Here is a 23507-nt window from a genome sequence, read left to right on the forward strand (position 1 = left end):
CTCTCTTTCTTATTTATAAGGAATGTGGTTGGTTTACTGCCCTTTCCCGGCTTGTTTTGTTGCGGCCGGCATGTTATGATGAGAGGGCAGATTGGATTGTTTTAACGTACGGTTCATTTTGCGTTTGCCGTGTCTGAGTTGCCGCTCAGATACGGCTTTTTTCGTGTGGGGAAAGCAATCTTTATCACGGCCAGCAGGCAGGGACAATGACCGAACTGCCTGCTTCGGTGATCCGGGATGTTGTCCGCTTCGTAGATGAAGTGGGCGCGGATGTGTTTCATATTGATACCTCCTATCCAAGATATATAGGGTGTAGTGGTTTCCCTGTGCTTATATTATAATATACTGTCGTCAGTATAGCAAGTAGCAGCTCGCCAAAAATACTGACGATAGTATAGGTCATGTATTGTGCATATTGACAGTAGAGCCGAAAACAGCTTTCCTATATAATTAAAATACTTATAATGTTAAAGAAACGGGGGTGCCTATAATGCCATATACTGATGCCCAAAAAAGAGCGACGGCCAAATATAATGCTAAGGCATATGATCGTATTGAAATCAAAGTAAAAAAAGGACAGAAAGAAATCATTCAGAAGCGGGCGGAGCAGCTGAATAAGAGTGTGAATGGCTATATTACAGATTTGATTGAAGAGGATCTGGCCGGCAGCGATTTGGCGGAATATGCAGAAGCCAATTCTGAATCAATTTAAATCCGACCTACAGGAAGATGGCGGTCCCTCCCTGAGCACAAATCGACATGTTCAACTATAGGAAAGATGATGCTTGGGAAATCCAATGCCTCAAGAGACCACCGCACCAGCCATAAACCAAGCCTGCTTACATAACTTTGTGAAATGAAGAACCTTACATAAAGCAGAGGAACCTACCCAGAGCCTTGATTGGTACCGGGTAGGTTCCTCTTTATAATTTATTAAATCAACTGCCGTATCTATCCATTGTCCTCTCGGCTCAGCTTCTTCAGACGATTATCTTCCACCAGGATTTGCAGATGCTCCCGGGACGCAAGATCATACAGATTTTTCAAGTCTCTGTGCGTATCACCTGTCATCAGAGCTCTCAGGGACGACAGTGTCCACTTCCAGCGTGAAGTCAGACGGGGAACCTAACGTTCTGTATGATCCATCCGATCAGCATCCAAAACAGACCGCACACCGAAGCCCACTGGGTGCCGATCCACATTCAGGATCATGGCGCTCTATTCCACTTCCACAAATTTTGCTGTATTGGCGTTCAATAAGTAGAAAGACCAGAGTGAATTTACGGAGAACAACGCTTTATATACTCCTGTTTTAGATTTGCTTTTGCAACTGCTTCTGGAAGAACTGCGTGTTGTATAGCTTCCGTGCAACAGGTACATTCAGCCGGCTCTTCTTGTAGCCCAACACAATCTGACAATTGTTGGCCATATCCCCGATCAACAGTTGACCAGAAACGAATCGGGCCATCGGAGAATTTAAAAACAACAAAGGTTCTGCCATCTCGACAGGGGTAGCCAAACGACCGGCTGTGCCATTTTCTTTTAGCAGCGCCTCTATGCCTTCTTTTGTTCCAGTGCAATCCCAATCAACCGATCGGTCTGATCTGCCATAAACAGTGGGACATTCAGCACATCATCATCCAACTTCAAATTACTCAGTGAAAATCGGACACGGAGCTTAACCTGGTCTGGAAATAGTTCTTTGAATTTCTTGAGACTTCTGCTGGTGGTATTGGCTTCGGACTTGACCTCCACAGGAAAAATATCGTTTTCACGCTGAATCAGGAAATCCACCTCATAAGGAGGATTTGTCTGCGTCCAGTACCGAGGAGTCACTTCAAACTGTGTAATCAAAGTCTGAAGCACAAAATTTTCAGTTAATGCGCCCTTGAACTCGGTAAATAACCGATTACCCTCACCAAAGGCAGTCGGTGCCAGTTGCGCCAGTCGGCGGAGCAGCCCCACATCCACCAGATAAATCTTGAAAGCAGCGAGGTCATCATAAGCAGACACAGGCAAACCCGGAGCCGTACTGCGGTAGACCTTATGCACCAGTCTGGCATCCACCAGCCACTGCAAGGCATCCTCGTATTCACGGGCCCGTGCCCCTTCTTTGACTACCTTGTAGATAAACTTTTTGTTTTCCCTCGCCAACTGGGACGGTATGGACTTCCAGATCATTGAAATCTTGGGAAACTCGCTGATGTTAGGGTGCTTGGCAAAGTCACGTTCATAAGCACCAATAATCCCAGACAGAGCTTCCTGCATGGCTTCCACATCCCTTGCTTCTGTCCACATCTTGACGGGTTCTGGCATACCACCGGTCACATAGTACATTTTCAGCTTTTCATACAAAGGATTAAAGAAGGCATCGGGAATTGGCTCAATGGTGTTTACTGTCTCCAGATAATTTGCAAAGTTCGCATCTCCATTGGCCAATAGAAATTCTGTAAAGGTCATGGGATCAATCTGCATAAAATTGACCTTGCCTACCGGGAAAGAAGATGGCTTTGCTAAGGCAATACCCAGGAGAGAACCAGCGCAGGCAATATGATACTGCGGCGCATTCTCACAGAAATACTTCATGGAATTGATGACCTTAGGGCAATCCTGTACTTCGTCAAAAATAATAAGGGTCTTCTCTGGCCGAATCTTCTGACCACTTGCCAGCATCAAATTCTGCAAAATTCGGTCTACATCTTTCGTGGTTTCAAAAAACTGCTTGTACTCTTCGTTTTCATCAAAGTTGAAATAAGCAGTATTTTCGTAGTAGCGTTTGCCGAATTCTTTCAGAATCCAGGTCTTGCCGACCTGGCGCACACCTTTTAAAATTAAAGGTTTGCGATAGGGAGAATTCTTCCACTTCAGCAGTTTCTTCAGAATCAATCGTTCCATATATACGCCCCATCACACTTTTATGATATATTTAGTGCCTATTAATCACACTTTTATTATATGTCAAAACGTCAAAAAATACAAGCTGAATCACAAAATTATATGTATTTTAAGGCGATACAATCACACTATTATTAAAAATCCCAATTGAATTTTCTGGAAAAGCAGAAGGCCTGGATTTTATATCACAAGTAGCATCCAGGCCTTTGGGGAGTAACTATGGAGCTATACAGGAGCCGATCAATCTGACTACCGTAGATGCAGATTACCGGTATAATCTGGCCGCCCACTTCCAGCACTTGGCATAGTATCCGTCGGTGGCAAATTCCGGTGGGTGGAGAAAAGGCTCTGCTCACTGAAGGAGCCGTTCAGCTCGGCTTCGGCAATGCTCTCATCAAAGTCATTCTGATACAGGGAGACATTTCGCCAGCACAACTGGGAATCCGCCTGTTTTACCCAAAAGATATCGTTGAGAGAAGGCGCATGGCTGACCTGCAGAAAGCCGTCCAATGTGCAGCAGCCATATTTCTCCAGAAGCTGCTCGATGTGCTTTCGGTGCTTGGGGGCACGCCGCCCTTCCAAAAAGCTCAGAAGAGATTTATCGCCAATAGGGCGCAAGGACGAGAGCTAGATTCCTTCCAAAGCCACCACATCGCAGAATTTATCCTCTTGGGTAGAGAACTCCAGAAACGGTGTGTCTTGGTTCAGCAAAATCCAGTCCATCTTGGCCCCCTCCTTCCTGTTTTTCATCATACCTTAGAACCGGTGCTATTCTTGCCTTTCTCTGTCTGTAAAAGAGAGCACTCCCCCTTTTCTGCTCCCGCTGGTGTTGAAACTATTGATTTATTGGTGTCCAACAAGTATTCTCTTCGAGAAGAAGTACGGAAAGCCTATTCTTTTTGGAAATGCAGTCCTTAATATCCCTGAATGTCAAATCTGCTCTATTCATAGGCCTTCTCATATAATCATCGGCCATCTCCCGATGCGCATTTATTGTGGCATCTTTCCAACACCCAACGTATCGAAGGGGGCATATATTCCGTTAGTCTGTACCGCTACTTTTTTTCCTTCAAAATATCAATAAGTTCTAAGGTGCGCTCGTAGGATTTGGCGGCCTCTGGCACCCCCACCAAAGCATTACGGATTTTTTCCAAAGCCTCAATATTGCCCAAACGATCTTCCTCTGTCTCGTTGCTTTCGCAGCTGATCAGCGATCCAAATATAAAATTCCGCATGATTTCTGTCTCGGAGTTGTCATCTCGAAACAAATCTATAATCTGATCTTTATAGCTTGTGGTTTTCTAGTTAAAAAAGGGCGCCAAGTCTTTACGACTTGACGCCTGAAGTACCGAATTCAGCGTATCTGCGCACGCATCATATTGATTTCTTGAATAAAAAGAGATGTGGCCGGGGAAAAGAGCTGGTTTTTCTTCCATGCCAACACGCTTCGTGTTGTTTTCTCCGGATAAATGGGGATAAATTTGAGGTTCCGACCGCCGTGTACAGCAATCGCTCCGTCCAGGCAGAACGCACACCCCAAGCCCTCTTCCACCAGCAATACAGCATTGGAAAGGAGTGTATAGCTCAACGGGATATGAAGATCCTTTTCTTCTTTTCCGATCCAGTTGATGATATCCTCCCGCACCTTTTCGCGCAGAGGCAGAATAAGCGAACAGTCCGCAATGTCCTCCGGTGTAATCACTTCATGACCGGCCAAAGGATGATCGTCCCGCAAAAGAATCCCCCAGGTCTCCTTTTGTGCCAAACGAAGATACTCGTATTTATGAACATCAATGGGTTCCAACAGCAGACCAATGTCTGCAAGCCCTTTATCCAGCCGATCCTTCACACTGTCTGCCATTTCGTTATACAAGTGAAATTGCACAAGGGGATATTTTTCAGAAAAATTCCGAATCAATCTGGCCATCATACGGCTGCCGATCGCCTCCGAAGCGCCAATATTGATGATTCCGCTCACAATATCGCTTTTTTCAGCAAAACGCTGTTCCAGAAGATCGGCCAGTTCCACAATCTCCTCTGCACGCTGCCGGAAAAACAGACCGTCATCCGTAAGGGTCAGCCCTTTTTTCCCGCGTAAAACCAGCGTGGTACCAAGTTCTTTTTCCAGATCCATCAACTGACGGCTGAGCGTAGGCTGCGTTACATGGAGAACATCTGCAGCGCGGGTAATATTCCCTTCTGCCGCTGTTGTTAAAAAGTAACGCAGTGAGCGAAGCTCCATCGCAAATCACCTCGCAGGTCTATTTGAGCTTCAGTCTATACATTCATTCCAAATTCGCAACATTCTGCTTTTCCGATACATTATTCAAATGTTTGTTCACAATTGAACGACATCTCCAGCCACAAACAGCCGACTGTTCCGTTCACCATCATCCGATAATTTATAATTTTCTGATATGCTCACATCCCTGCGCAATCATCCACCTGACATGATCGTCTTTTAAAATGTAGTAAATTGTTTTTCCTTTTCTGCGCCTGTGAACCATACCATTCATTCGTAAAATATGGAGGTGATGAGAAACCGCAGATTCCGACATATTCAATCTGCCTGCAATTTCACTGACACATGCTTCCGAGGAACCGATCTGAAATAAAATTTTCATGCGGGAAGGGTCGCCCAACGCCTTAAACAGCTGTATGAAATCTTCCAGTTCCCGCCCTTGCGGCTCCCTGGGCCAAGACCGATTCATAAAGTCCCCTCCATTTCTTGTGCGCCTTCCAAATCCTTAAATCTTTTTCACAAACAGCGCTCGAATGGCATTGAGAACGGCGATAATCATTACGCCCACATCGGCAAATACCGCGAGCCACATGTTGGCCAGGCCCAGGGCAACCAGGACAAGACAGATCAGCTTGATGCCAATGGCAAAAACGATGTTCTGGTAGACAATGCCCAGACACTTGCGGCTGATCCGAATCGCTTTGGAGATCTGCATGGGGTCATCATCCATTAGGACCACATCGGCAGCCTCAATGGCGGCGTCAGAACCCATGGCTCCCATGGCAATACCGATGTCTGCCCGGCGGAGTACCGGAGCGTCATTGATGCCATCTCCTACGAAAGCCAGCTTTTCCTTTTCCGATTTGATCTGAATTAGCTCTTCTACTTTCTCTACCTTATCAGCAGGCAGCAACTCGCTGTAGACCTCATCCAAGCCAAGAGCGGATGCTACACTGTCAGCCACCTTTTTTGCATCACCTGTGAGCATTACAGTCTTGCGAACTCCAGCCGACTTTAATGCCTGAATGGCTTCCTTGGAGTGAGGCTTCACGATGTCGGAAATAACAATGTGTCCGGCATATTTTCCGTCAATCGCCATGTGAATGATGGTGCCTACGCTGTGGCACGGAATAGATTGAACGCCCAGACGATTCATGAGCTTGTCATTACCAGCTGCCACCTGATGACCGTCCACCGTAGCGATGACACCGTTGCCGCTGAGTTCCTGGATGTCAGTCACCCGGTTACGGTCGATTTCCATACCGTAGGCTTTTTGCAAACTCTTGCTGATGGGGTGGCTAGAGGCACTTTCCGCCAGAGCAGCATATTCCACCAGCTTGCGCTCATCCATCTCGTTGTGATGAATCGCATTCACCTCAAATACACCCTGAGTCAGTGTGCCGGTCTTGTCAAAGACTACAATCTTAGCCTGTGACAGAGTCTCAAGGTAGTTGGAACCTTTGACCAGCACACCTGCCTTACTGGCTCCGCCAATCCCTGCAAAGAAGGACAGAGGGATAGAGATGACCAGTGCACAGGGACAGCTGGCAACAAGAAATGTCAGTGCCCGGTATACCCAGGTTTCCCAGCCAGCAGGAATACCCAAGGCGAACATCCGCACCAGTGGCGGCAACACAGCCAGCGCCAGCGCTGCATAGCAAACAGCCGGGGTGTAAATTTTCGCAAAACGGGAGATAAAATCTTCCGACTTCGATTTTCGAGAAGAGGCATTTTCCACCAGGTCCAAGATTTTTGAAACCGTAGACTCACCAAATTCTTTGGTCGTCTGGATATGAAGCAGTCCGGTCATGTTAATGCATCCAGAGATAATCTCATCACCGGTCTTCACCTCACGGGGCAAACTTTCGCCGGTGAGGGCGGCAGTGTTCAGAGTGGATTCACCCTGAACCACGGTACCGTCAATGGGAACTTTCTCGCCAGGCTGAACCACGATGATCGTACCGATTCCCACCTCATCCGGATCTACCTGTTCGAGCTTGCCATCCCGTTCAATATTGGCGTAGTCTGGACGGATGTCCATGAGTTCGCTAATGTTACGGCGAGATTTGCCAACAGCATAGGACTGGAACCATTCGCCTACCTGATAGAACAGCATCACTGCAATGGACTCCAGATAATCACCGTTTTCGTAGACAGCCAGAGCCAAAGCGCCAATGGTGGCAACTGCCATCAAGAAGTTCTCGTCAAAGACCTGGCCATTACAGATACCTCTATATGCTTTTCTCAGAATATCATAACCAATAATGAGATAGTCTACCAAATATAGCGCCAATCGTACCCAGCGCCCGGCTACACCCAACTGGTCAAAAACGTTGGACCCCAACGTTTGTAACGCCAGCAGTAATACCGTGGCAGTCAGGATTCTTCCCAACATGATTTTCTGTTTCTTTGTCATGCCGCTGCTGGGCCGCCGGCCAATCAAGAGAAGGATAATTGATAATACGGCTACCACGATCAGCAAGCCGCTTTCAATCATTTCTTGCATACCACTCGTTCCTTTCTATAATTTGCTTATTTGTTAAAAAAGTGCCCCTTTCGCCCGTAGCGTCTGGGGCACCTGTGTGAAATAGACCTTACAGGAAGATCTCGCAGTCAGGCTCCACCTTTTTGCAAGCCTTCTGCACAGCAGCCATCACGCTGGCCGGCTCCTGACCTTCCGCAAATTCCACAATCATCTTCTGGGTCATGAAGTTCACAGTAGCGTTCTGCACACCGCTGGTCTTGCGGGCGGCATCTTCCATCAGGTTGGCACAGTTGGCGCAGTCTACTTCGATCTTATAAGTTTTTTTCATTTTGGAAAACTCCTCTCTTAATTTGCTCCTGTTACCCGAACAATTAAACCATCGTTTAATTGTGTTTTCATCATACTTGGATAAGCCGGCCTCGTCAATGCTTTGAATGCACATCCTGCCGTTTGGGCAAAAGGTTCTTCTACTTGGGAAAATGCGACTTTATAAACACATTTCAACGTATTAACAAGGCAACAACATCACCGCGCAAAAAAGGTTCTGACACGGAAGCGCTTCCATGTCAGAACCTTTTTCTGTTTCACAAATTATTTTTTGTGGTTACGTCGCCCGGTATTTTCCGAGCCGCGCACTTCCTCATGGTAAAAGTAATCCACAATTACGGGGTGCCAGGCTCTGCTCGTTCGTAGGGCAGCTCGTTGTCCACAAAGGGACAGTTGTATTCTTTTGCCAGCCACTCCGCTTGATCCTCCAAACCACGAAAATAGCTTCTGTCGCCCTTGTTGTAGATAACGTCGTACAACGGAACTAATTCAGGATATTTTTTACGAATATAGTCTAAGATGTCTTTTTTGAATCCGCCACGCAGATTCAGATTTTCCAGCCATACCAGGTCGCACTGCTTTCTGACCCGGTGGAAGATTGCCTCAAAATCTGTGATGCCTGGAAAGACAGGGGCAATAAAGCATACTGTGCGAATGCCCGCATCATAGAGCCGCTTCATGGCATCCAGCCGTCGCTTGATGCTGACGGCATTGTCCATATCATTTTTAAAGCCTTCATCCAATGTATTAATCGACCAGGAAACCGTGACCTTTCCCAGTTCTTTCAGAAGGTCGATGTCACGGATTACCAAGTCTGACTTGGTACAGATGAGAATTTCTGCCTCGCTGCCTCGGAGCTGCTCAAGAAGCTTTCGGGTGTTCTGGAACTGAGCCTCCTGGGGCAGATAGCCATCGGTCACAGAACCGATAACTACGCGCTGCCCTTTGTACTTTTGTGGATTTTTGATTACTGACCAATGCTTCACATCCAGGAATGTGCCCCATGGTTCGGTGTGCCCGGTAAATCGCTTCATAAACGAGGCGTAGCAGTATTTACAGCCATGGGTACAGCCCACATAAGGATTGACGGAATAGCCGCCCACCGGCAGGGTGGATTTTGTCATAATATTTTTGGTTTCGACACCCTGAATCAGAATGCTACTATCGTTCATTTCTGCCATGTTTTCTGTTCCTCCAACACCCGGTAAAAGGCCGGGGGAAATTCCTGTACCATCTGTGTCTCTCCCATGATAGGAAGCAGATCTTCTTTCATGAATACCGGGATACCACGCGCATGGGCCTGATGTGTCAGATTCCACACCCATTCCGGTTTCGATACGGATTTGCCCTTCCTATGTCCGGTCTCAGTTCCAATGACGATCCACTCAATTCCGGTAAAATCCACCACGCCAATATCATCAAACATAGGTTCAAAGGTCACATGATAGTGTCCGCCATGGATATGCTCCTGCAAAGTCTGGATACGTTTTTTCTCTTTGCTGGAGGTAACAGTCACACCAAACCAAGCATTTCCCAGGGCAGTGGAAAATACAATCGTTTCCGGTTGCTTGGTCAAAAACAGATATTGGTGCTGCGGATTTTCAGTCATCTTGGCAAATATCTGTTCCCGCCAATCCGGCTCCCAGCGGGAAAAATCGCTCATCCCGGTGAGCAGGAAATTCTGTGGGCGCTTTTTCTCCATCAGCCGTAGCTTATTGGGGAAAAATACCGGCTTTTCAAAGTCGTCAATCATGTGAAACCGTCGGACATTGTTTCTGGCATAGCAGTAGCTGCAACCAATCGTACATCCGATCACCAGATTCATATTCTGAATGCAGTCTTTAATACAGACAGCCACCGCTGACGCCTCCTTACCGTTTTAGAATTCAGCCTTCTGCCGCAGGTGCGACTTTCCCGAACCCATTCCAGGCATACAGGCCTTTTCTGTCCTCATCACCCAGGAACTTGTCTACCTGGCAGATGTGCAGGATATGGTCGCCAACATCTACAGACTGCTGTAAGGTTGCTACGATAGCCAGTCGGGTGTCCACGGGAATCCGGATGTCGCTACCGTCCACCGCCTTCATTTCAATGTGGTTTTCGACAACCTTGTTGGTGGTCGCACCGGTGGAACTGCCACAGGCCATCACTGTGTCAGCCAAGCTTTTGCCGGGAACCGTGACGATAACTTTTCCAGTCTCACGCACGCGCTTACCGGTGTGGGATTGTTTTCCGGCGGCAAAGCCGATCATCGGCGGATTGAAGGAGAGATAGGAAACGAAGCAAATGGGGGCCAGATTGGTGGTCCCATTTTCATTCAGCGAGCAAATCAGGGTCAGAGGATTGGGCGAGGTATAGGCCGTTGCCTCCATAATGTTCAGTTCTTTCATAAGAATCGGACCTTTCTGATAAATTTCATGCATTGACCCTACGGCCAACTTATGATACATTTATTATACCTAATAGCAATATTTGTTCAAGTACGCAAATTATTTGTACCTGGTATCAAAAAATATACTGCAAAAGACGAGGAACGATCCAATTATGACTTATGAAGAATTCAAAGAAAAGGTTGGCAGTATCATTCTAACCGGCAAGGGCAACTGCCCGGTTACACCGGTGGTTCAAATGCTGCAGGGCAAATGGAAACTCCAAATTCTCTATGAACTATGCATCAAGTGTCCCATGCGGTTTGGCGAACTGAAAAAAGTTCTCAAGCCCATCACCAACACAGCTCTGACCAACGCCCTGAAGGAACTGGAAGCGGATGAATTGGTTCAGCGTATCCAATACAATGAAATGCCCCTGCGCGTGGAGTACTCCCTCACCGAGAAAGGGCAAGATCTGCTGCCTGTTTTTTATGCCATCTCCCAGTGGGGTATGAAGTATATACCATAATTCTGAATATAATAGTGCCTTTTTAGAAGATAGAAGCCGGGAAGTATTGGTGTTAGCCCAACTCCCCGGCTTTATTTTTTTCATTTACTAACGTGGTTCGATTGTCAAGGGTATTACGAACAATATTTTATAGCTTTGCCAAGTAAGGGAGTAAAATGTGTTTTAAAACGACAAAGTTTCACCGTCAGCAGGGATCTTCACTTTAGAAAGAAGATTCTGTGATTCCAACTTTTCACGTAAAGAGGTGCGAGAAAGAGAAGCATGTGCCACATTATCCATATGACTGATAATAATATCTGCTTCTGGAGCGTGTGCGATTACTTCCGCCACATCTGCGGCATCCATGATCAGTCTGCCAAAATCAACAAGTTCCGCAGCGCAGGCATTTAATATGATAACGCCAGGCTGAAAGCGTCTCAAGCTTTTCTCTACCTGTTCATACCAAATGGTGTCCCCAGCGAGATAAAGAGTTTTTTCCTCTCCTTCCATCATAAAGCCCATAGCTGAACCACAGGGAATCGTCACGCCATGTCGTGCCGGTACATTTGTCACGGTTACTTCTCCAATAGAGAGACCAGACTGCGGTAAAATTCTTACATCCTTAAATCCCGACCGAACAAAAATCTGCGCGTCTTCATCATTTTGTACCAGTACAGGTGTTTCCTTGTTTAATACATTCCCAACTGTTCCGTCCATCTCCATATCAATATGATCCGGATGGATATGAGTAACAATATAATAGTCCACATCAGAAAGAATTTCATCAACAGTTGTGGGCAGCGGACAGATGGGCATGGAAATAAATGTTTTCTGCGAATCTGGCGTTTTAAATGGAATAGATTCCGGAAGTCCGGCAAAACAACCAAAACCGTCCTTGGGAGCGAGCCACGGATCAACTAAAAACACCTTCCCACCATAGTGAATCTTAATGGTTGCATTTCGTATCTGTTGAATGAGCATAATGTATTCTCCTGCTTGATTTTAAATATTAAAAACTAACTATAATAATTTCTACCATCTGCAAATAGGCATCGTCGATTATGATCCCCTTAAACTTTATGCTGCTCTCTTTCCAATCTTTTGAGATCGCATTTGACAACAGTGGACCGCAATCAACTTCTTCTTGGACAAGCTTTTCATTCGTCCCAGTGTATTCTCTACTCCACCTCTAAGAGAAAAATAACCGGCCGGATGCCATCCGGACAAGCGAATACGCCAATCGTATCATTATTTAGCCAAGTACCAGAAGGCTGGACCAACTCTCCCATGGATAGCTGATGTACCATGGGAGCAATCACCTGCCAGGCAACTCCACACATCTCTTCTGGCGGATGGACACCGTCGCTGTATAGCACTTGACCTTTTTGATGAAAAGGACACATTCCTGAATTAGGAATCGCATACCGTTCTGCCAATTCCTGATCGTACTCCGTCCGCAACACGGTGATTTTAACCTTTTTATTCACTATCAACCCTCCTTTCAAATTGTTTGGTGTCGTGCGTTTTTGTGCGTCTATCAGTATCAGATGTCAAAGCCTGTACGTTCTGTTCGAGAAAATAATGCCATCACTTATGGCCATTTTGAACTTACTCTGGAACTCTCACACCTCGCATGCCGCCCGGAGAGCAGGCAGCAGCTCATCCAGCCGTCCGTCCAGTCCGAAGGACTTCTCCTGGATATTGTCCGCAATGTAGATCTCTCCCAGATTGATAGTCACATAAGTCGCGTTTGGCTCGCCAGCCACCAGGCGCATCATTGGGGCCTTAATTAGCTGATTGCGCCAACCAATGCCCAGCTCCAGAACCATCAGCTTTTCCCCGTGATAGGTATTCAGAAAGTTCTGGAACCGTACCTGGGCAGCAACATCTGAAATCATTCTCTGACCCGCCCCCATGTGGATGTCCATGGGACCCCCGCACTTGGGACAGCGCGGCACCAACTCTGTAGGCACATGGCCGCCCTGTTCCACATCTGATAATTTTTCGGCCAACTCCAGACTGGGATAGCGGGTGTCGTGGCAAGGGCGAGCACACTGCATAGTAATCCAGTTGCCCTCAATCTCATAGATTTTCGACGGATCGAAGCCACACAGTTCAAAGTGGCCTTCTCCGTTTGACGTGACGACAAAGTAATCTTTCTCTCCCACAATGGCCTTCAAATCCTTCATCACCGGCGTGGGCCGGTATTGTCCACAATAATGATGGATGAGCCGGCCCCAGAAAGCCCATTTTTCCTCCTCTCTGGGCCATCCAGCCATCATTCCCTGCAAAATGCACCCTATGCCGTATTTCCGTTTGAAATCCCCAAACAGTCTTTCAAAGGCTGCATTGTCCGCAAACAAGTTCAGTCCTTCCGTGATGGACAGGCCGTTACTGGCCCCGATCAGGATAGCGTCCGCATCTTTAAATTTTTCTGCGATTGGTTTCCAATCAATCATGCTCTTTCTCCCCTATTTTACTTTTGTTGCGCTGGATCGCTTCGGACGAAGAGCAGCCAGCGTTTCCGCCAAATCTCCTTGCAGATACAGACTGCGTCCCCTCAGATGCTCTGGCACATGCGATGCCTCTCGATTGAGACAAGCATAGAAGACGTTTTCGTTTTTGGCCGTAAGCTCCCAGAAGGGCAGTTTGATAATACTGGGTGTCATCTCACCCACCCCAAGTTCCAACAGCAGAAGTTTCTGGTCGGACTTTTCCATGATCCAGTGCCGCAGGAATCTATGGTAGCGGTTCAGATTGTCCTGCCAGAAGGGTCCCTCCAGGAAGGTATCGTCTCGCACCCAAGGAACCAGCACTCGCCCGCAATCCGGGCAACGTGGAACAGCCTCTTCCGGCAGGCGAACCCCTATCAAGCGATCGGTCAGTTCCTTCACCAGCTCGCGGTTTTCCCAAATGTCGTCCCGGCAGGGCTGACTGCACTGACAGTAGCTGAAGTCTCCCTGAAAAGCGCAAATTTGTTGCTGAGGAAATACCCGAAAAAACTGCTGATCCACATTAGTGGTCAGCACAAAGACGGGTTTATCCGCAACAAGTGCTTGCAGGTCCAGATAGGGCTGCCCTGTAGGGGCTTCCCACATGAAGCGCATATATTGGCTGTAATACCCCCACTGTTCCCCATAGCTGGAAAAGCAGTGGTAGAAACCAGCCAGTGGCGAGGTAAACGCATACTGTTCTCGAAAGGGAGCCAATGTCTCCGAAAGCTCCGGTGACCAGTGATAGTGGTTGTATCCGGCCGCGCTTGACAGGCCGGAGCCACCACCGATCACGATGGCATCTGCTTGATCGATGCGCTCGGCAAGTTCCCGAAGCGCTGCCTGGTTTCCACCGCTCATTGATTGTTATCTCCGCTTTCCATGGTGTCCCGTGCATCCCGTAGCACTTGGGCAATGTCGGCCACAATGGCCATGCCCCTGTCCTCCAACTGCTTGGGCAGGAAGTTGTACTTGTCGTTGATGGCAATATATCGAGCATGAGGAAAGCTGAGAGTCAGATTCCAGAAGGGCTCCTGGATGAACATGGGAGTCAGTCGGCCAACGCCCAGCTCCAGGAACAGAATCTTACTGTCTTTGTGTTCCAGCACATAGCGAGAAATTTTTTCGTACTGTTCTTCGTATTTCGCTCCTTGGAGAAAATTTCCATATCCTCGCACCCAAGGGAATGCCTCACCGCCGCAGTGGGGGCATCGGGGAATGAGCTCCGTGGGAATCTTCGTGCCATCCCCCATAGCGTCCATCATCTCAGCCACCGGCTTTACCGCATCCCATGTGTCATCTGTGCAGCAGGCGGCGCACTGGAAGAACCGGTGATCGCCCTGAATTTCCGCAACCTTGTTCTCCGGGTAGAGCTTGACAAACTGGGTATCCTGGTTGGTGGTAAGGACGAAGAAGTCCTTGCCTTTCAGCAAAACGTCTAAATCCAGATAGGGATCACGCAAAGGGGCAGTCTGGGTAGTGTGAAGGAAGGTGGCAAGATACCCCCAATACTCTTCCCGGGTCTCCCAGGGGTGCATCATCCCTGCAAAAGCGCCTTTGAAGTGATACTTTTCAGCAAAAGGTCGGAAATATTTCCGGTAGGAGTCGTTGTCCTCATAGTAAAAATCTCCGCCACCAGCAGCGGACAAACCGGAGGCTCCGCCCACTACCACACAGTCGGCTTCCTTTACCTCCTGTACCAATCGATCAATCTGTTCGCCATACGGCAGCGGCTTTTTGTCAGTCAGCTGATAAGGCGTACTGCCGGAAGCATAGACAGGATAGTACCTGGAGTAATTCATCTGGGTCTGCGTAACCAACTCTTCATAGAAGCTCATTTTCATCATTCCTTTTTGCTGGGTGTTATTTTTATTTTTACTTCCAACTTATCTTAGCATCCGCTTGCGCCGCTGTCAATATGTTGTTATAATAAAAATAACATCAATTTCAAAAAGGAGATCCGGCTATGAAATACCCCACCCGCCTTAGCGATGCTGTTCATATCCTGGCCTTTATCGCTCTGTACCCAGACTGCGACCTGACCAGCAATAAGCTGGCCGAGAGCGTTCAGACGAACCCTGCCTATGTGCGCCAGCTCATGTCTGCCTTGCGAAAGGGAGGGTTACTGGTCAGCGTGAAGGGACATCCTCGCCCTTCTCTTGCCCGTGAGCCGGAAAAAATCACACTGCTGGATGCCTATCGGGCAGTAGAGGGCAACAAGCCCCTGCTCCATCAGGACATCCACACCAACCCCGCTTGTGGCGTGGGCGTAAACATCCAACTGGCACTGCGTGATTTTTACCTTGACATCCAGAACACAGCGGAAAAACGAATGCAGGAAATTACACTGAAAGATGTGCTGGAACAATATCGCATGAAGTTAGAAGGGATTCACACATGAAAATCGGATTGGTTGTGGAAGGCGGCGGGATGAAATGCGCCTATAATGCAGCAATCCTGGACGCTTTTCTGGATCACAACATCACATTTGCTTACTGCATCGGTGCGTCTGGCGGATCCGGAAATCTGGCCAGCTATCTGGCCGGACAACGGGGCCGAAATTTGCGCTTTTTTACGGAGCATATTCACAGCCCCAGCTATTTTGGACTAAGGAGCTTCTTGAAAACTGGCGACTTGTTTGGGCTTCAATACATTTATGGGACCCTGACCAATTCCATGGGGAAGGACCCCTTGGATTTTCCCGCCCTGAAAAACAACCCGGCAGAGTATGAGGTAGTGGTAACAAACGCCTTAACAGGAAAGGCAGAATATTTCGGGAAAGAAGCGATGGCGCAGGACGACTATCGACTCATTATGGCATCCAGCGCCATTCCCGCCGCCTGCCGCCCGGTGGAATTAAACGACATTCCCTACTTTGACGGTGGTCTTTCGGATGCCATCCCGGTATCGCGGGCGTTGGAAAAAGGCTGCGACCGTCTGGTGGTCATTCTGTCTAAAATGAGAGATTACGTCCGTAAGCCGCAGGGGATGCGGCTCTTCTACACCATGCGCTGCCACCGATACCCGCAGATCATATCCCTGATCGATCACCGGCATACCGCCTACAACCAAAATTTGCAGGAGGTCTTTGCTCTGGAACGTGAGGGCAAAGCTTTTGTTTTTGCTCCCAGCCATCCCATCCATGCAGGGACCTATTCCATGAATGAACAGGCGGAACGGGATCTGTACGCCCTTGGCATGGAAGATTTCAACAAGCAGAAGGATGCTCTTGCCGCGTTTATGACTACATATTTGTGAACGCTGGCACAGAAAGCGGCAGCGATGATGTCTGGTCTCTTAGATTGCATCCGCAACGCCGGGCTTGCAGCATTTCGGAAGCAACATTTCTTTTTCCTCCGGCCTATGGTAAGATAGACTTCAAGGAGGAGTGCCAAATGGTTCAGAACCACTTACCCCACGACCACGGACAGACCATCGAGCAGGAACTGGAATATATGCCCAGTGCAGAAAACTTTCAGACCGCAGCTGATATGTTCAAGCAGCTGGGAGATGGCAGCCGTATCCGCATTTTCTGGTTGCTGTGTCACTGTGAGGAATGCGTCGTCAATCTTTCCGCCATGGTGGACATGAGCAGTCCAGCGGTTTCGCATCATCTCAAACAGTTAAAATCCGCAGGTCTGATTGTCAGCCGCCGGGACGGAAAAGAGGTCTACTACAAAGCTGCCGATACCGTACAGGCCCGAAATTTCCACCGTATAATTGAATGGGTTGTAAAGATCGCCTGTCCGTCGCAGGAAGAACAACAGAAAGGGACCTCATGAAAAAGGAAGAATCCACAGCTATCGCTCAAAAACTCCAAACGATTCCAAACGGCACTCTTGTTGTGAAGCGGTGCGGGGCTGGTGAAACAGGCACCACACTCTTTGGCGAACAGTTTCGGGCGGTTACCACTGGAAAAGGATATGTGGAAGCATATGAACCTTTTCCCGGAATAGCAGTATCCTTCAATCTTTTTCTTGCTTCCGAGGCCAGGTTTCGGCACCATGCTTCAGATTCTGTTTTGGAAATATACTATTGCCACAGTGGTCGAGTCGGTTGGAATATGCAAAGCGGTATTGCCGTCTATTTAGGGATTGGGGATGTGACTGCGCACAGTATGACCTGCTGCGCGGATTCGGCTATGATGTTTCCCCTGGGATATTCGGAAGGAATTTCCATTTCCGTGGATCTGAAACAGCTCTCTTCCATTTGCCCCGAAGTTTTAAAGGATACTGGTGCAGAAGCTGATCGGTTACGGGAGCGATTTTGCTCCGGAAAGCCCTCCGCAATTCCATCCTGTTCCGATTTGGAGCATATTTTCGCCCCGCTCTTTTCTGCTCCCATATCTGTTCGGAGTTCCCTCTTGAAATTGAAGGTACTGGAAATTTTGATTTATTTGAGCAACATGAAACCGGAGCAGAAAGAACTAACGCAATACTTCTCCCGGCAAACCGAATTGATAAAGGAAATACATCAACAGTTGACGGAGCACTTGGATCAACGATTTACAATTGCAGAACTTTCCAAACAGTATTTGATCAATACCTCCACCCTGAAGGAGATATTCAAGGCTGTCTACGGCCAGCCGATAGCCACCTATATGAAGGAATTCCGGGTGCGTCAGGCCATGAAATTATTACGGGAAACAGATGCCACTATCGCGGATATTGCTGCCCGGGTAGGTTATCAAACCCAGGGAAAGTTTTCAAGCGCTTTTCATGCCATAGCCAAAATGTCACCCAGAGAATACAGAAAAGTCCAGGGTATCGCTTCATCTGATTCATTCAGCAAAACACTGTAAAAAAAAATTCTGGCAGGCTACTGCCAGAAAAGACTATCATAAACATAAAAAGCAGAACATTGCTAATGTCGCAATGTTCTGCTTTTTATGTTCCCTTTTTCTTGACATTGGCTGCCCTAATGGTCTCGATTCCAGCTGTTTCCATCCGAAGGATAGCAAGCCGTGAAACAAACCATTCGTCGTTTTTAATCCAGTTGAGAGAACTGTTCACCTCATAGGAGCCGGCAAGCATATAACGAAAAAAACGCTCTGCCTCAGTTTGAGAGATACAGCAGTACTCCATAAGCTCTGGAATGACACTGGGCTTCATCATACGGAAAAGCTTATTTTTGATGTACTCCGAGAGGGTCCGGTCCTGAAAAAGAATCCGATATTTGGGCATGTCGGCAATCCGCTGACAGGTTGGCAGGTCGCTGTTATGCTCTCGGAGGGCCTCTACTGTATCGAACTGAAGTAAATAGTGCAGCCGTTGAGGCAGAGACATGGACAGGGTGGTCGATGAATACTCTGCCACCTCAAATGCCTCATCAATAAGTTCATCCAGCACCTGATTCAGCGTGTCATAATGACTATAAAATGTAGTCCGCGTAATTTGGGCTGCTTCACATACCTTGCTGATGCTCAACTTTTCAAAGTTTCTCTCTTTCATCAGCTCCAGCAGGGCATCCTTGATTGCACTCTTCGTATAAGTGACCCGGCGATCTTCCCGTCCGGCACGCATTTTCGCCATCTTCTCACCCCCGTTTATTATCCCACAAAACTATACACACTGTCAAGGAAAGTACAGTCCTGTCATTTTTGTCCAGCCTCTATACTATTTTTAAAATTCTGTTTAATATAGTACAGTTTTATCCAATTTGTTCTTATCATCGAGAGTAAAATTTATATAATTTTTCTTAGAGAAAGTCCTCAATCTTCCATATGGGACTGTCGTAAAACTGGTTAAGGAGGCATTTACATGATTACTTTTGAAATGGAAGATGTCATCAGTGTTCTGCAAAACTGCGCCCCTTACCTCATCGCTCTGGGCATTGCCCTGCTGGTGGGGATTGGCGTACTTATTGCAGTCCGTAGGCGGCCGCGACCGCAGAAGTTCTTGATCCGAGCTCAAGCCGGACTGGCTATGGTGCTGGCTCTTGTCTTGGCCGTCAACGGTGTCATGCTGGGCGGTGTATCTGCACTGCTGGACCTGTCCCTGGCTGAGCAGGCGAAAATCAGTGAAGGAACCATGGACACTGCAGAACAAACTGCCCTTCAGATTGCGGAGGAAGGGTTTGTTTTGCTGCAAAATGATGACAATACCCTGCCCCTAACTGATGTAACCAACCTAAACCTGTTTGGCTGGGCCAGTGCTGTCCCTATCTATGGTGGTACCGGCTCCGGTGGTATCAATGCTCTGTACGACATCGTCAGCATTCAGCAGGGACTGGAGCAGGACGGTTTTTCTGTGAACCAGGAACTGTTGGATTTCTACACTGCCTACTCTGCCCAGCGTCCCGACATGACCATAACCACTCAATCCTGGACGTTGTACGAGCCCCCAGTGGATACTTATTCCCAGGACATGATGGACAACGCCAAAGAATTTTCTGATGTAGCCGTCATCACCCTGGGTCGTCTGGCTGGGGAGGGGCACAACGATATGCCCATGGCTATGGGTGAGGCTGGATACGACAACAATTCCGATCAATATGACGATTTCCAGCCCGATGACCACTACCTTCAGCTCTCCCAGACCGAAAAGGATTTGGTGGAGATGGTATGCGATAACTTCGACACTGTAATTCTCCTGGTCAACAGCGGAAATCCCATGGAGCTGGGCTTTGTGGATGACTATGAACAGATCAAGTCGGTACTCTGGTGCCCTGGCCCCGGCAATGTGGGCTTTACCGCACTGGGCGAAATCCTGCGTGGTACGGTAAATCCCTCCGGCAAAAGTACGGACACCTTCGCCTATCATCTGAAAAACGCCCCCTGGTGGAATAACTACGAGGACTACCACTACTCCAACCTGGAACACCTGGCGGTGGAAGGTATGAACAACGGTGTGTCTCAGACCTATTACCCCTCCTTCACCAACTATGTAGAGGGCATCTATGTGGGCTACAAATTCTATGAAACTGCTGCCGCGGAGGGGCTCATCAACTACGACGCTGAGGTTCAGTACCCCTTTGGCCACGGCCTAAGCTACACCACTTTCACCCAGAACATGAGTGAGCTGTCGCTCAGCGACACCACTTTCTCTTTCGATGTCACCGTCACCAACACCGGTTCTGTGGCCGGTAAGGACGTGGTAGAGATTTTCTATAACCCGCCCTATTTAAACGGCGGAGTGGAGAAGTCCGTAGCCAACCTGCTGGACTTTGAAAAGACCGATCTTCTCCAGCCTGGTCAGAGCCAGACCCTCTCCTTTACCTTTGACCTGGAGGACATGGCCTCCTACGACTACCAGAATGCTAAGGCCTATATCCTGGACGCGGGGGACTATGTGATCTCCATCAACAGCGATTCCCATACCATCCTGGACCAACGTATTCTTACCTTAGAGGATAAAGTGGTCTATGACGGGGAGGAAGGGCGTGCCAGTGATGACCTCACTGCCACTAACCAATTTGATGACTGCGCCGGGGATGTGGAGTATCTTTCCCGCGCCGACCACTTTGCAAACTATGACCAGGCTACCGCCGCCCCCACCTCTACGGTGATGCCTCAGGAACTGGTGGAGCAGTACCATTTGAACAGCAACTTCGATCCCAACACCTATGTGGACCCGGATGCGGTCATGCCCACCACCGGAGCAGATAACGGCCTAACCCTGGCGGACATGCGGGGACTGGACTACGATGATCCCCAGTGGGACCTGTTGCTGGATCAGCTTACCGTAGATGAGATGGCCAATATGATTGCTCTGTGTGGCTACCAGACCCCTGCTATGGAGTCGGTGGGCAAGCTCCAAACGCTGGACATGGACGGTCCTGCCGCCATCAATAATAACTTCACTGGCTACGGCTCCCTGGGATTTCCCATTGAAATTGTAATTGCTAACACTTGGAGCAAGGACCTGGCCACCCAGTGGGGTGAAGCCATGGGACAGATGTGCGTGGAAATGGGCATTCAGGGCTGGTACGCTCCCGCCATGAACACCCACCGCAGCCCCTTCGGCGGACGAAACTACGAGTACTTCTCTGAGGACGGTGTGCTGGCTGGACGTATTGCCGCCAGTGCGGTAACTGGCGCCATGAACAAGGGGGTCTACTCCTACATGAAGCACTTTGCCGCCTATGATTTCAATGGCAAGATGGTCTGCGTCTGGACCAATGAGCAGGCTCTGCGGGAAATTTATCTGAAACCCTTTGAAATCTGTGTCAAGGAAGGAAACGCCAATGCGGTTATGGTCTCCTGGAGCTTCCTTGGCATCAAGTGGACCGGAGAAAACAGCAGCCTGATGAATACGGTCCTCCGGGACGAGTGGGGCTTCCGAGGCATGGCTATCACCGACTTCTTCCGCAACAACGGCCACGGCTTTATGAATGCCGATGCCGCTCTGGCCAATGGGGTGGATGGCATGCTGGCCACGGTGGAGGGCGGTCCCAACTTTGTCTCCGACCGCACCAATCCTTCCTCGGTCACCGATATGCGCCGAGCCTGCAAAAACGTACTGTACACTGTAGTGCAAAGCTACCTCTATGATGACACCTATCAGCGCCAGCAAGTTATTGATTGGCGGATTTATCTTTACATCGCCGATGCGGCGGCAACTATTGTCCTCATCGGTCTGGAAGTTATAGTGCTGCGGAGCTATCGTAGGCGCAAAGCAAACGCCGCTCCCGGGGCGCACGATTAATCAAAACACATCCGGCCGCTGGAACAGACCTTTCCAGCGGCCGGATTTTCATTAGAAGGTGATGCTATTTGAAACTGACGCAAATTCGCAATGCCACCGTCCTGTTGGAATATGCCGGAGTTCACTTCCTTATTGACCCCATGCTTTCTCCCAAAGGCACCCTGCCCCCTTGTCATAGCCGGGTACGTCCTGAGGCCCGTAATCCCCTATGTGAACTGCCCTGTCCGGTTGAGGTACTCTTGGAGGCAGACGCAGTCATTGTCACCCACCTCCATCCCGGACATTTTGACCAAGCGGCAGCTCAGTTACTTTCCAAAACAAAACCGATCTTTGTGCAGAATTCCCGGGATGGAGAGGTACTCCGGTATTATGGTTTTCAACAGGTCACAGTTTTGAATGCTGATACGATTTTCTCCAACATTACTCTAACCAAAATTCCCGGACGATATGGAAATTGGGATGAGGAAATGCTGGACCACGCGGGCAGTGTGTGTGGGGTGATTTTCCAAGCATCCGATGAGCCTTGCCTATACGCCACAGGGGACACCGTCTGGTATCCTGGTGTGGAGCAGGCCGTCCGAACATTTCATCCCCAAGTGGTTTTGGCCAACGCCGGAGGAAATATGGGGTGGCAATATCAGAGCAATATGGGAACAGAAGATGTATTGGCTCTGCACCGGGCAGTTCCTTCTGCCCTCATCGTAGCCACCCACATGGAAGACCTGAATCACTGGACCCTGTCCCGTCAGCAACTGCGAGACTTCGCCCAAAAAAAAGGGTTTCTTTCTAAACTTCGTACACCCGCAAATGGTGAAAGTATTTGCATTTTCAAATCTAAGATACGTAATTCACCCTGAAATCTTGGAAAAAGAGAAATACGAACTTAACCTTTTCAAGAAATTGGGTAAAACACTCACCAATTATAGCAGCTTGGCCATTGCTTTTTGCCCAAGATCCAACTCGCCACGGGCTTAGTCGGCGTTTTTTGAATCCCCAGCGGAACGAGACTGGTTGTTCTCCACTGTTGAACGCGGGGTGTGCAGAACACACCTTCCAACAGCATTGCAAGATACATACAAGCAACGCCAACCGCATTTGGCATTGCTTTTTCGTTTCTTCTATTGTAACCTTTTTCGCCCTTCATCGTAAACGATCATCTAAAAACCTGCATCGACGGTACACACATTCTTTAGCTGTTTACTGCCGCTCTAGCTATTTGATGGTTTTGCTCGCTTTCTTACCTGTCTGATATTTTTCTGTTTAACGCTCGTGCTCAATCGGAATTTCAGCAGAAGATTTTGAGATTACACAAATCACATACCTCCTGGTGCATTTTTACAATTAATAAACCCCAGACTTCCGCAGGGTCGGAAATCTGGGGTTTAAAAGAGGAAACGATCGCACTTTGTGTGCGAATTATCTCAACGCCAATGCTATCGGCAAGAGATCAGATTATCAATTTATTTTTAACACATTTAGCTCAATGCGCACCCATAACTTAACCATCGCACAAATTTGCCTTCTTAAAGTGCAGTATGCCGTTA

Annotated in this window: 23 protein-coding genes and 1 pseudogene; 9 read left to right on the top strand and 15 right to left on the bottom strand. The window is 48.3% G+C overall.

Annotated elements, in window-relative coordinates:
* Positions 1–113: 113 nt before the first annotated feature.
* Positions 114–281: a hypothetical protein gene (locus EDD77_RS17965; protein WP_156417386.1), complete on the bottom strand. Its 168-nt coding sequence runs from the start codon at positions 279–281 to the stop codon at positions 114–116.
* Between the two features lie 209 nt (positions 282–490).
* Here EDD77_RS17965 and EDD77_RS01450 point away from each other — a divergent pair, with 209 nt between their 5' ends.
* Complete coding sequence (locus EDD77_RS01450; RefSeq protein ID WP_058966156.1) at positions 491–712, top strand: hypothetical protein; 222 nt, start codon at positions 491–493, stop codon at positions 710–712.
* Between the two features lie 842 nt (positions 713–1554).
* On the opposite strand, the gene EDD77_RS01455 is transcribed toward EDD77_RS01450, so the two are convergent.
* A complete protein-coding gene (locus EDD77_RS01455; protein ID WP_058966160.1) occupies positions 1555–2895 on the bottom strand; it encodes an ATP-binding protein in 1341 nt (446 codons plus the stop codon).
* Between the two features lie 330 nt (positions 2896–3225).
* On the opposite strand from EDD77_RS01455, the gene EDD77_RS01460 reads away from it, so the two are divergent.
* The gene (locus EDD77_RS01460; protein ID WP_132587287.1) at positions 3226–3813 is read left to right on the top strand and encodes a hypothetical protein; all 588 of its coding nucleotides are present in this window, start codon (positions 3226–3228) and stop codon (positions 3811–3813) included.
* A gap of 436 nt (positions 3814–4249) precedes the next feature.
* Here EDD77_RS01460 and EDD77_RS01465 read toward each other — a convergent pair whose 3' ends face one another.
* From EDD77_RS01465 to EDD77_RS01495, 7 genes and pseudogenes are all read right to left on the bottom strand, one after another.
* Positions 4250–5137 carry a LysR family transcriptional regulator gene (locus EDD77_RS01465; RefSeq protein WP_058966166.1) on the bottom strand — a complete coding sequence of 296 codons (888 nt, stop codon included), beginning with the start codon at positions 5135–5137 and terminating at the stop codon, positions 4250–4252.
* A gap of 160 nt (positions 5138–5297) precedes the next feature.
* Complete coding sequence (locus EDD77_RS01470; protein ID WP_058966168.1) at positions 5298–5606, bottom strand: ArsR/SmtB family transcription factor; 309 nt, start codon at positions 5604–5606, stop codon at positions 5298–5300.
* A gap of 36 nt (positions 5607–5642) precedes the next feature.
* Positions 5643–7643 carry a heavy metal translocating P-type ATPase gene (locus EDD77_RS01475; RefSeq protein ID WP_082669662.1) on the bottom strand — a complete coding sequence of 667 codons (2001 nt, stop codon included), beginning with the start codon at positions 7641–7643 and terminating at the stop codon, positions 5643–5645.
* An 88-nt stretch (positions 7644–7731) separates the two neighbouring features.
* On the bottom strand, positions 7732–7950 hold the full coding sequence (locus EDD77_RS01480; RefSeq protein ID WP_058966170.1) for a cation transporter: 219 nt from the start codon (positions 7948–7950) through the stop codon (positions 7732–7734).
* A 263-nt stretch (positions 7951–8213) separates the two neighbouring features.
* Positions 8214–9130, bottom strand: a pseudogene (locus tag EDD77_RS01485) (radical SAM mobile pair protein B).
* Positions 9118–9807, bottom strand: coding sequence for a radical SAM mobile pair protein A (locus EDD77_RS01490; protein WP_058966172.1), 690 nt, complete (start codon positions 9805–9807; stop codon positions 9118–9120). Before EDD77_RS01490 ends, EDD77_RS01485 begins: the two are co-directional and overlap by 13 nt.
* 28 nt (positions 9808–9835) lie before the next feature.
* Positions 9836–10339 (bottom strand): flavin reductase family protein, encoded by a 504-nt coding sequence (locus EDD77_RS01495; protein ID WP_058966174.1) that lies wholly within the window; start codon positions 10337–10339, stop codon positions 9836–9838.
* A gap of 154 nt (positions 10340–10493) precedes the next feature.
* On the opposite strand from EDD77_RS01495, the gene EDD77_RS01500 reads away from it, so the two are divergent.
* Positions 10494–10847: a winged helix-turn-helix transcriptional regulator gene (locus EDD77_RS01500; protein ID WP_058966176.1), complete on the top strand. Its 354-nt coding sequence runs from the start codon at positions 10494–10496 to the stop codon at positions 10845–10847.
* Positions 10848–11009: 162 nt separating this feature from the next.
* Here the strand turns inward: EDD77_RS01500 and EDD77_RS01505 are convergent, their stop codons facing one another.
* The 5 genes from EDD77_RS01505 to EDD77_RS01525 all read right to left on the bottom strand — a co-directional run bounded on the left by EDD77_RS01505 (position 11010) and on the right by EDD77_RS01525 (position 15156).
* Complete coding sequence (locus EDD77_RS01505; protein ID WP_058966178.1) at positions 11010–11807, bottom strand: MBL fold metallo-hydrolase; 798 nt, start codon at positions 11805–11807, stop codon at positions 11010–11012.
* A 197-nt stretch (positions 11808–12004) separates the two neighbouring features.
* A complete protein-coding gene (locus EDD77_RS01510; protein ID WP_058966180.1) occupies positions 12005–12313 on the bottom strand; it encodes a TIGR04076 family protein in 309 nt (102 codons plus the stop codon).
* 135 nt (positions 12314–12448) lie between these two features.
* On the bottom strand, positions 12449–13285 hold the full coding sequence (locus EDD77_RS01515) for an SIR2 family NAD-dependent protein deacylase (protein ID WP_058966182.1): 837 nt from the start codon (positions 13283–13285) through the stop codon (positions 12449–12451).
* Between the two features lie 12 nt (positions 13286–13297).
* Positions 13298–14179 carry an SIR2 family NAD-dependent protein deacylase gene (locus tag EDD77_RS01520; protein ID WP_058966185.1) on the bottom strand — a complete coding sequence of 294 codons (882 nt, stop codon included), beginning with the start codon at positions 14177–14179 and terminating at the stop codon, positions 13298–13300.
* Positions 14176–15156 carry an SIR2 family NAD-dependent protein deacylase gene (locus EDD77_RS01525; RefSeq protein ID WP_197410509.1) on the bottom strand — a complete coding sequence of 327 codons (981 nt, stop codon included), beginning with the start codon at positions 15154–15156 and terminating at the stop codon, positions 14176–14178. Before EDD77_RS01525 ends, EDD77_RS01520 begins: the two co-directional genes overlap by 4 nt.
* A gap of 128 nt (positions 15157–15284) precedes the next feature.
* Here EDD77_RS01525 and EDD77_RS01530 point away from each other — a divergent pair, with 128 nt between their 5' ends.
* The 4 genes from EDD77_RS01530 (at position 15285) to EDD77_RS01545 (ending at position 18119) form a co-directional block, all read left to right on the top strand.
* Complete coding sequence (locus tag EDD77_RS01530) at positions 15285–15719, top strand: Rrf2 family transcriptional regulator (protein WP_058966189.1); 435 nt, start codon at positions 15285–15287, stop codon at positions 15717–15719.
* Positions 15716–16576, top strand: a complete 861-nt coding sequence (locus tag EDD77_RS01535) for a patatin-like phospholipase family protein (protein ID WP_058966191.1) — start codon at positions 15716–15718, stop codon at positions 16574–16576. The genes EDD77_RS01530 and EDD77_RS01535 overlap by 4 nt, the downstream gene beginning before the upstream one ends.
* Positions 16577–16713: 137 nt before the next feature.
* Positions 16714–17100 carry an ArsR/SmtB family transcription factor gene (locus EDD77_RS01540; protein WP_058966193.1) on the top strand — a complete coding sequence of 129 codons (387 nt, stop codon included), beginning with the start codon at positions 16714–16716 and terminating at the stop codon, positions 17098–17100.
* Positions 17097–18119, top strand: coding sequence for a helix-turn-helix domain-containing protein (locus EDD77_RS01545; RefSeq protein WP_058966194.1), 1023 nt, complete (start codon positions 17097–17099; stop codon positions 18117–18119). Before EDD77_RS01540 ends, EDD77_RS01545 begins: the two co-directional genes overlap by 4 nt.
* A gap of 85 nt (positions 18120–18204) precedes the next feature.
* Here the strand turns inward: EDD77_RS01545 and EDD77_RS01550 are convergent, their stop codons facing one another.
* Positions 18205–18849: a TetR/AcrR family transcriptional regulator gene (locus tag EDD77_RS01550; protein ID WP_058966196.1), complete on the bottom strand. Its 645-nt coding sequence runs from the start codon at positions 18847–18849 to the stop codon at positions 18205–18207.
* A gap of 228 nt (positions 18850–19077) precedes the next feature.
* Between EDD77_RS01550 and EDD77_RS01555 the strand changes: the two genes are divergently transcribed.
* Together EDD77_RS01555 and EDD77_RS01560 are read left to right on the top strand one after the other, a co-directional pair.
* Positions 19078–21963 (top strand): glycoside hydrolase family 3 protein, encoded by a 2886-nt coding sequence (locus EDD77_RS01555; protein WP_058966198.1) that lies wholly within the window; start codon positions 19078–19080, stop codon positions 21961–21963.
* A gap of 68 nt (positions 21964–22031) precedes the next feature.
* A complete protein-coding gene (locus tag EDD77_RS01560) occupies positions 22032–22820 on the top strand; it encodes an MBL fold metallo-hydrolase (protein WP_058966200.1) in 789 nt (262 codons plus the stop codon).
* Positions 22821–23507: the final 687 nt, after the last annotated feature.

The sequence above is a fragment of the Allofournierella massiliensis genome (assembly GCF_004345265.1).
Lineage (GTDB): Bacteria > Bacillota > Clostridia > Oscillospirales > Ruminococcaceae > Allofournierella > Allofournierella massiliensis.

Excerpts from the sequence above, each read along its gene's own strand:
- EDD77_RS17965 (WP_156417386.1), bottom strand. The coding sequence starts at position 281 with ATGAAACACATCCGCGCCCACTTCATCTACGAAGCGGACAACATCCCG.
- EDD77_RS01450 (WP_058966156.1), top strand. The coding sequence starts at position 491 with ATGCCATATACTGATGCCCAAAAAAGAGCGACGGCCAAATATAATGCT.
- EDD77_RS01455 (WP_058966160.1), bottom strand. The coding sequence starts at position 2,895 with ATGGAACGATTGATTCTGAAGAAACTGCTGAAGTGGAAGAATTCTCCC.
- EDD77_RS01465 (WP_058966166.1), bottom strand. The coding sequence starts at position 5,137 with ATGGAGCTTCGCTCACTGCGTTACTTTTTAACAACAGCGGCAGAAGGG.
- EDD77_RS01470 (WP_058966168.1), bottom strand. The coding sequence starts at position 5,606 with ATGAATCGGTCTTGGCCCAGGGAGCCGCAAGGGCGGGAACTGGAAGAT.
- EDD77_RS01475 (WP_082669662.1), bottom strand. The coding sequence starts at position 7,643 with ATGCAAGAAATGATTGAAAGCGGCTTGCTGATCGTGGTAGCCGTATTA.
- EDD77_RS01480 (WP_058966170.1), bottom strand. The coding sequence starts at position 7,950 with ATGAAAAAAACTTATAAGATCGAAGTAGACTGCGCCAACTGTGCCAAC.
- EDD77_RS01495 (WP_058966174.1), bottom strand. The coding sequence starts at position 10,339 with ATGAAAGAACTGAACATTATGGAGGCAACGGCCTATACCTCGCCCAAT.
- EDD77_RS01500 (WP_058966176.1), top strand. The coding sequence starts at position 10,494 with ATGACTTATGAAGAATTCAAAGAAAAGGTTGGCAGTATCATTCTAACC.
- EDD77_RS01505 (WP_058966178.1), bottom strand. The coding sequence starts at position 11,807 with ATGCTCATTCAACAGATACGAAATGCAACCATTAAGATTCACTATGGT.
- EDD77_RS01515 (WP_058966182.1), bottom strand. The coding sequence starts at position 13,285 with ATGATTGATTGGAAACCAATCGCAGAAAAATTTAAAGATGCGGACGCT.
- EDD77_RS01520 (WP_058966185.1), bottom strand. The coding sequence starts at position 14,179 with ATGAGCGGTGGAAACCAGGCAGCGCTTCGGGAACTTGCCGAGCGCATC.
- EDD77_RS01525 (WP_197410509.1), bottom strand. The coding sequence starts at position 15,156 with ATGAGCTTCTATGAAGAGTTGGTTACGCAGACCCAGATGAATTACTCC.
- EDD77_RS01530 (WP_058966189.1), top strand. The coding sequence starts at position 15,285 with ATGAAATACCCCACCCGCCTTAGCGATGCTGTTCATATCCTGGCCTTT.
- EDD77_RS01535 (WP_058966191.1), top strand. The coding sequence starts at position 15,716 with ATGAAAATCGGATTGGTTGTGGAAGGCGGCGGGATGAAATGCGCCTAT.
- EDD77_RS01540 (WP_058966193.1), top strand. The coding sequence starts at position 16,714 with ATGGTTCAGAACCACTTACCCCACGACCACGGACAGACCATCGAGCAG.
- EDD77_RS01545 (WP_058966194.1), top strand. The coding sequence starts at position 17,097 with ATGAAAAAGGAAGAATCCACAGCTATCGCTCAAAAACTCCAAACGATT.
- EDD77_RS01550 (WP_058966196.1), bottom strand. The coding sequence starts at position 18,849 with ATGGCGAAAATGCGTGCCGGACGGGAAGATCGCCGGGTCACTTATACG.
- EDD77_RS01555 (WP_058966198.1), top strand. The coding sequence starts at position 19,078 with ATGATTACTTTTGAAATGGAAGATGTCATCAGTGTTCTGCAAAACTGC.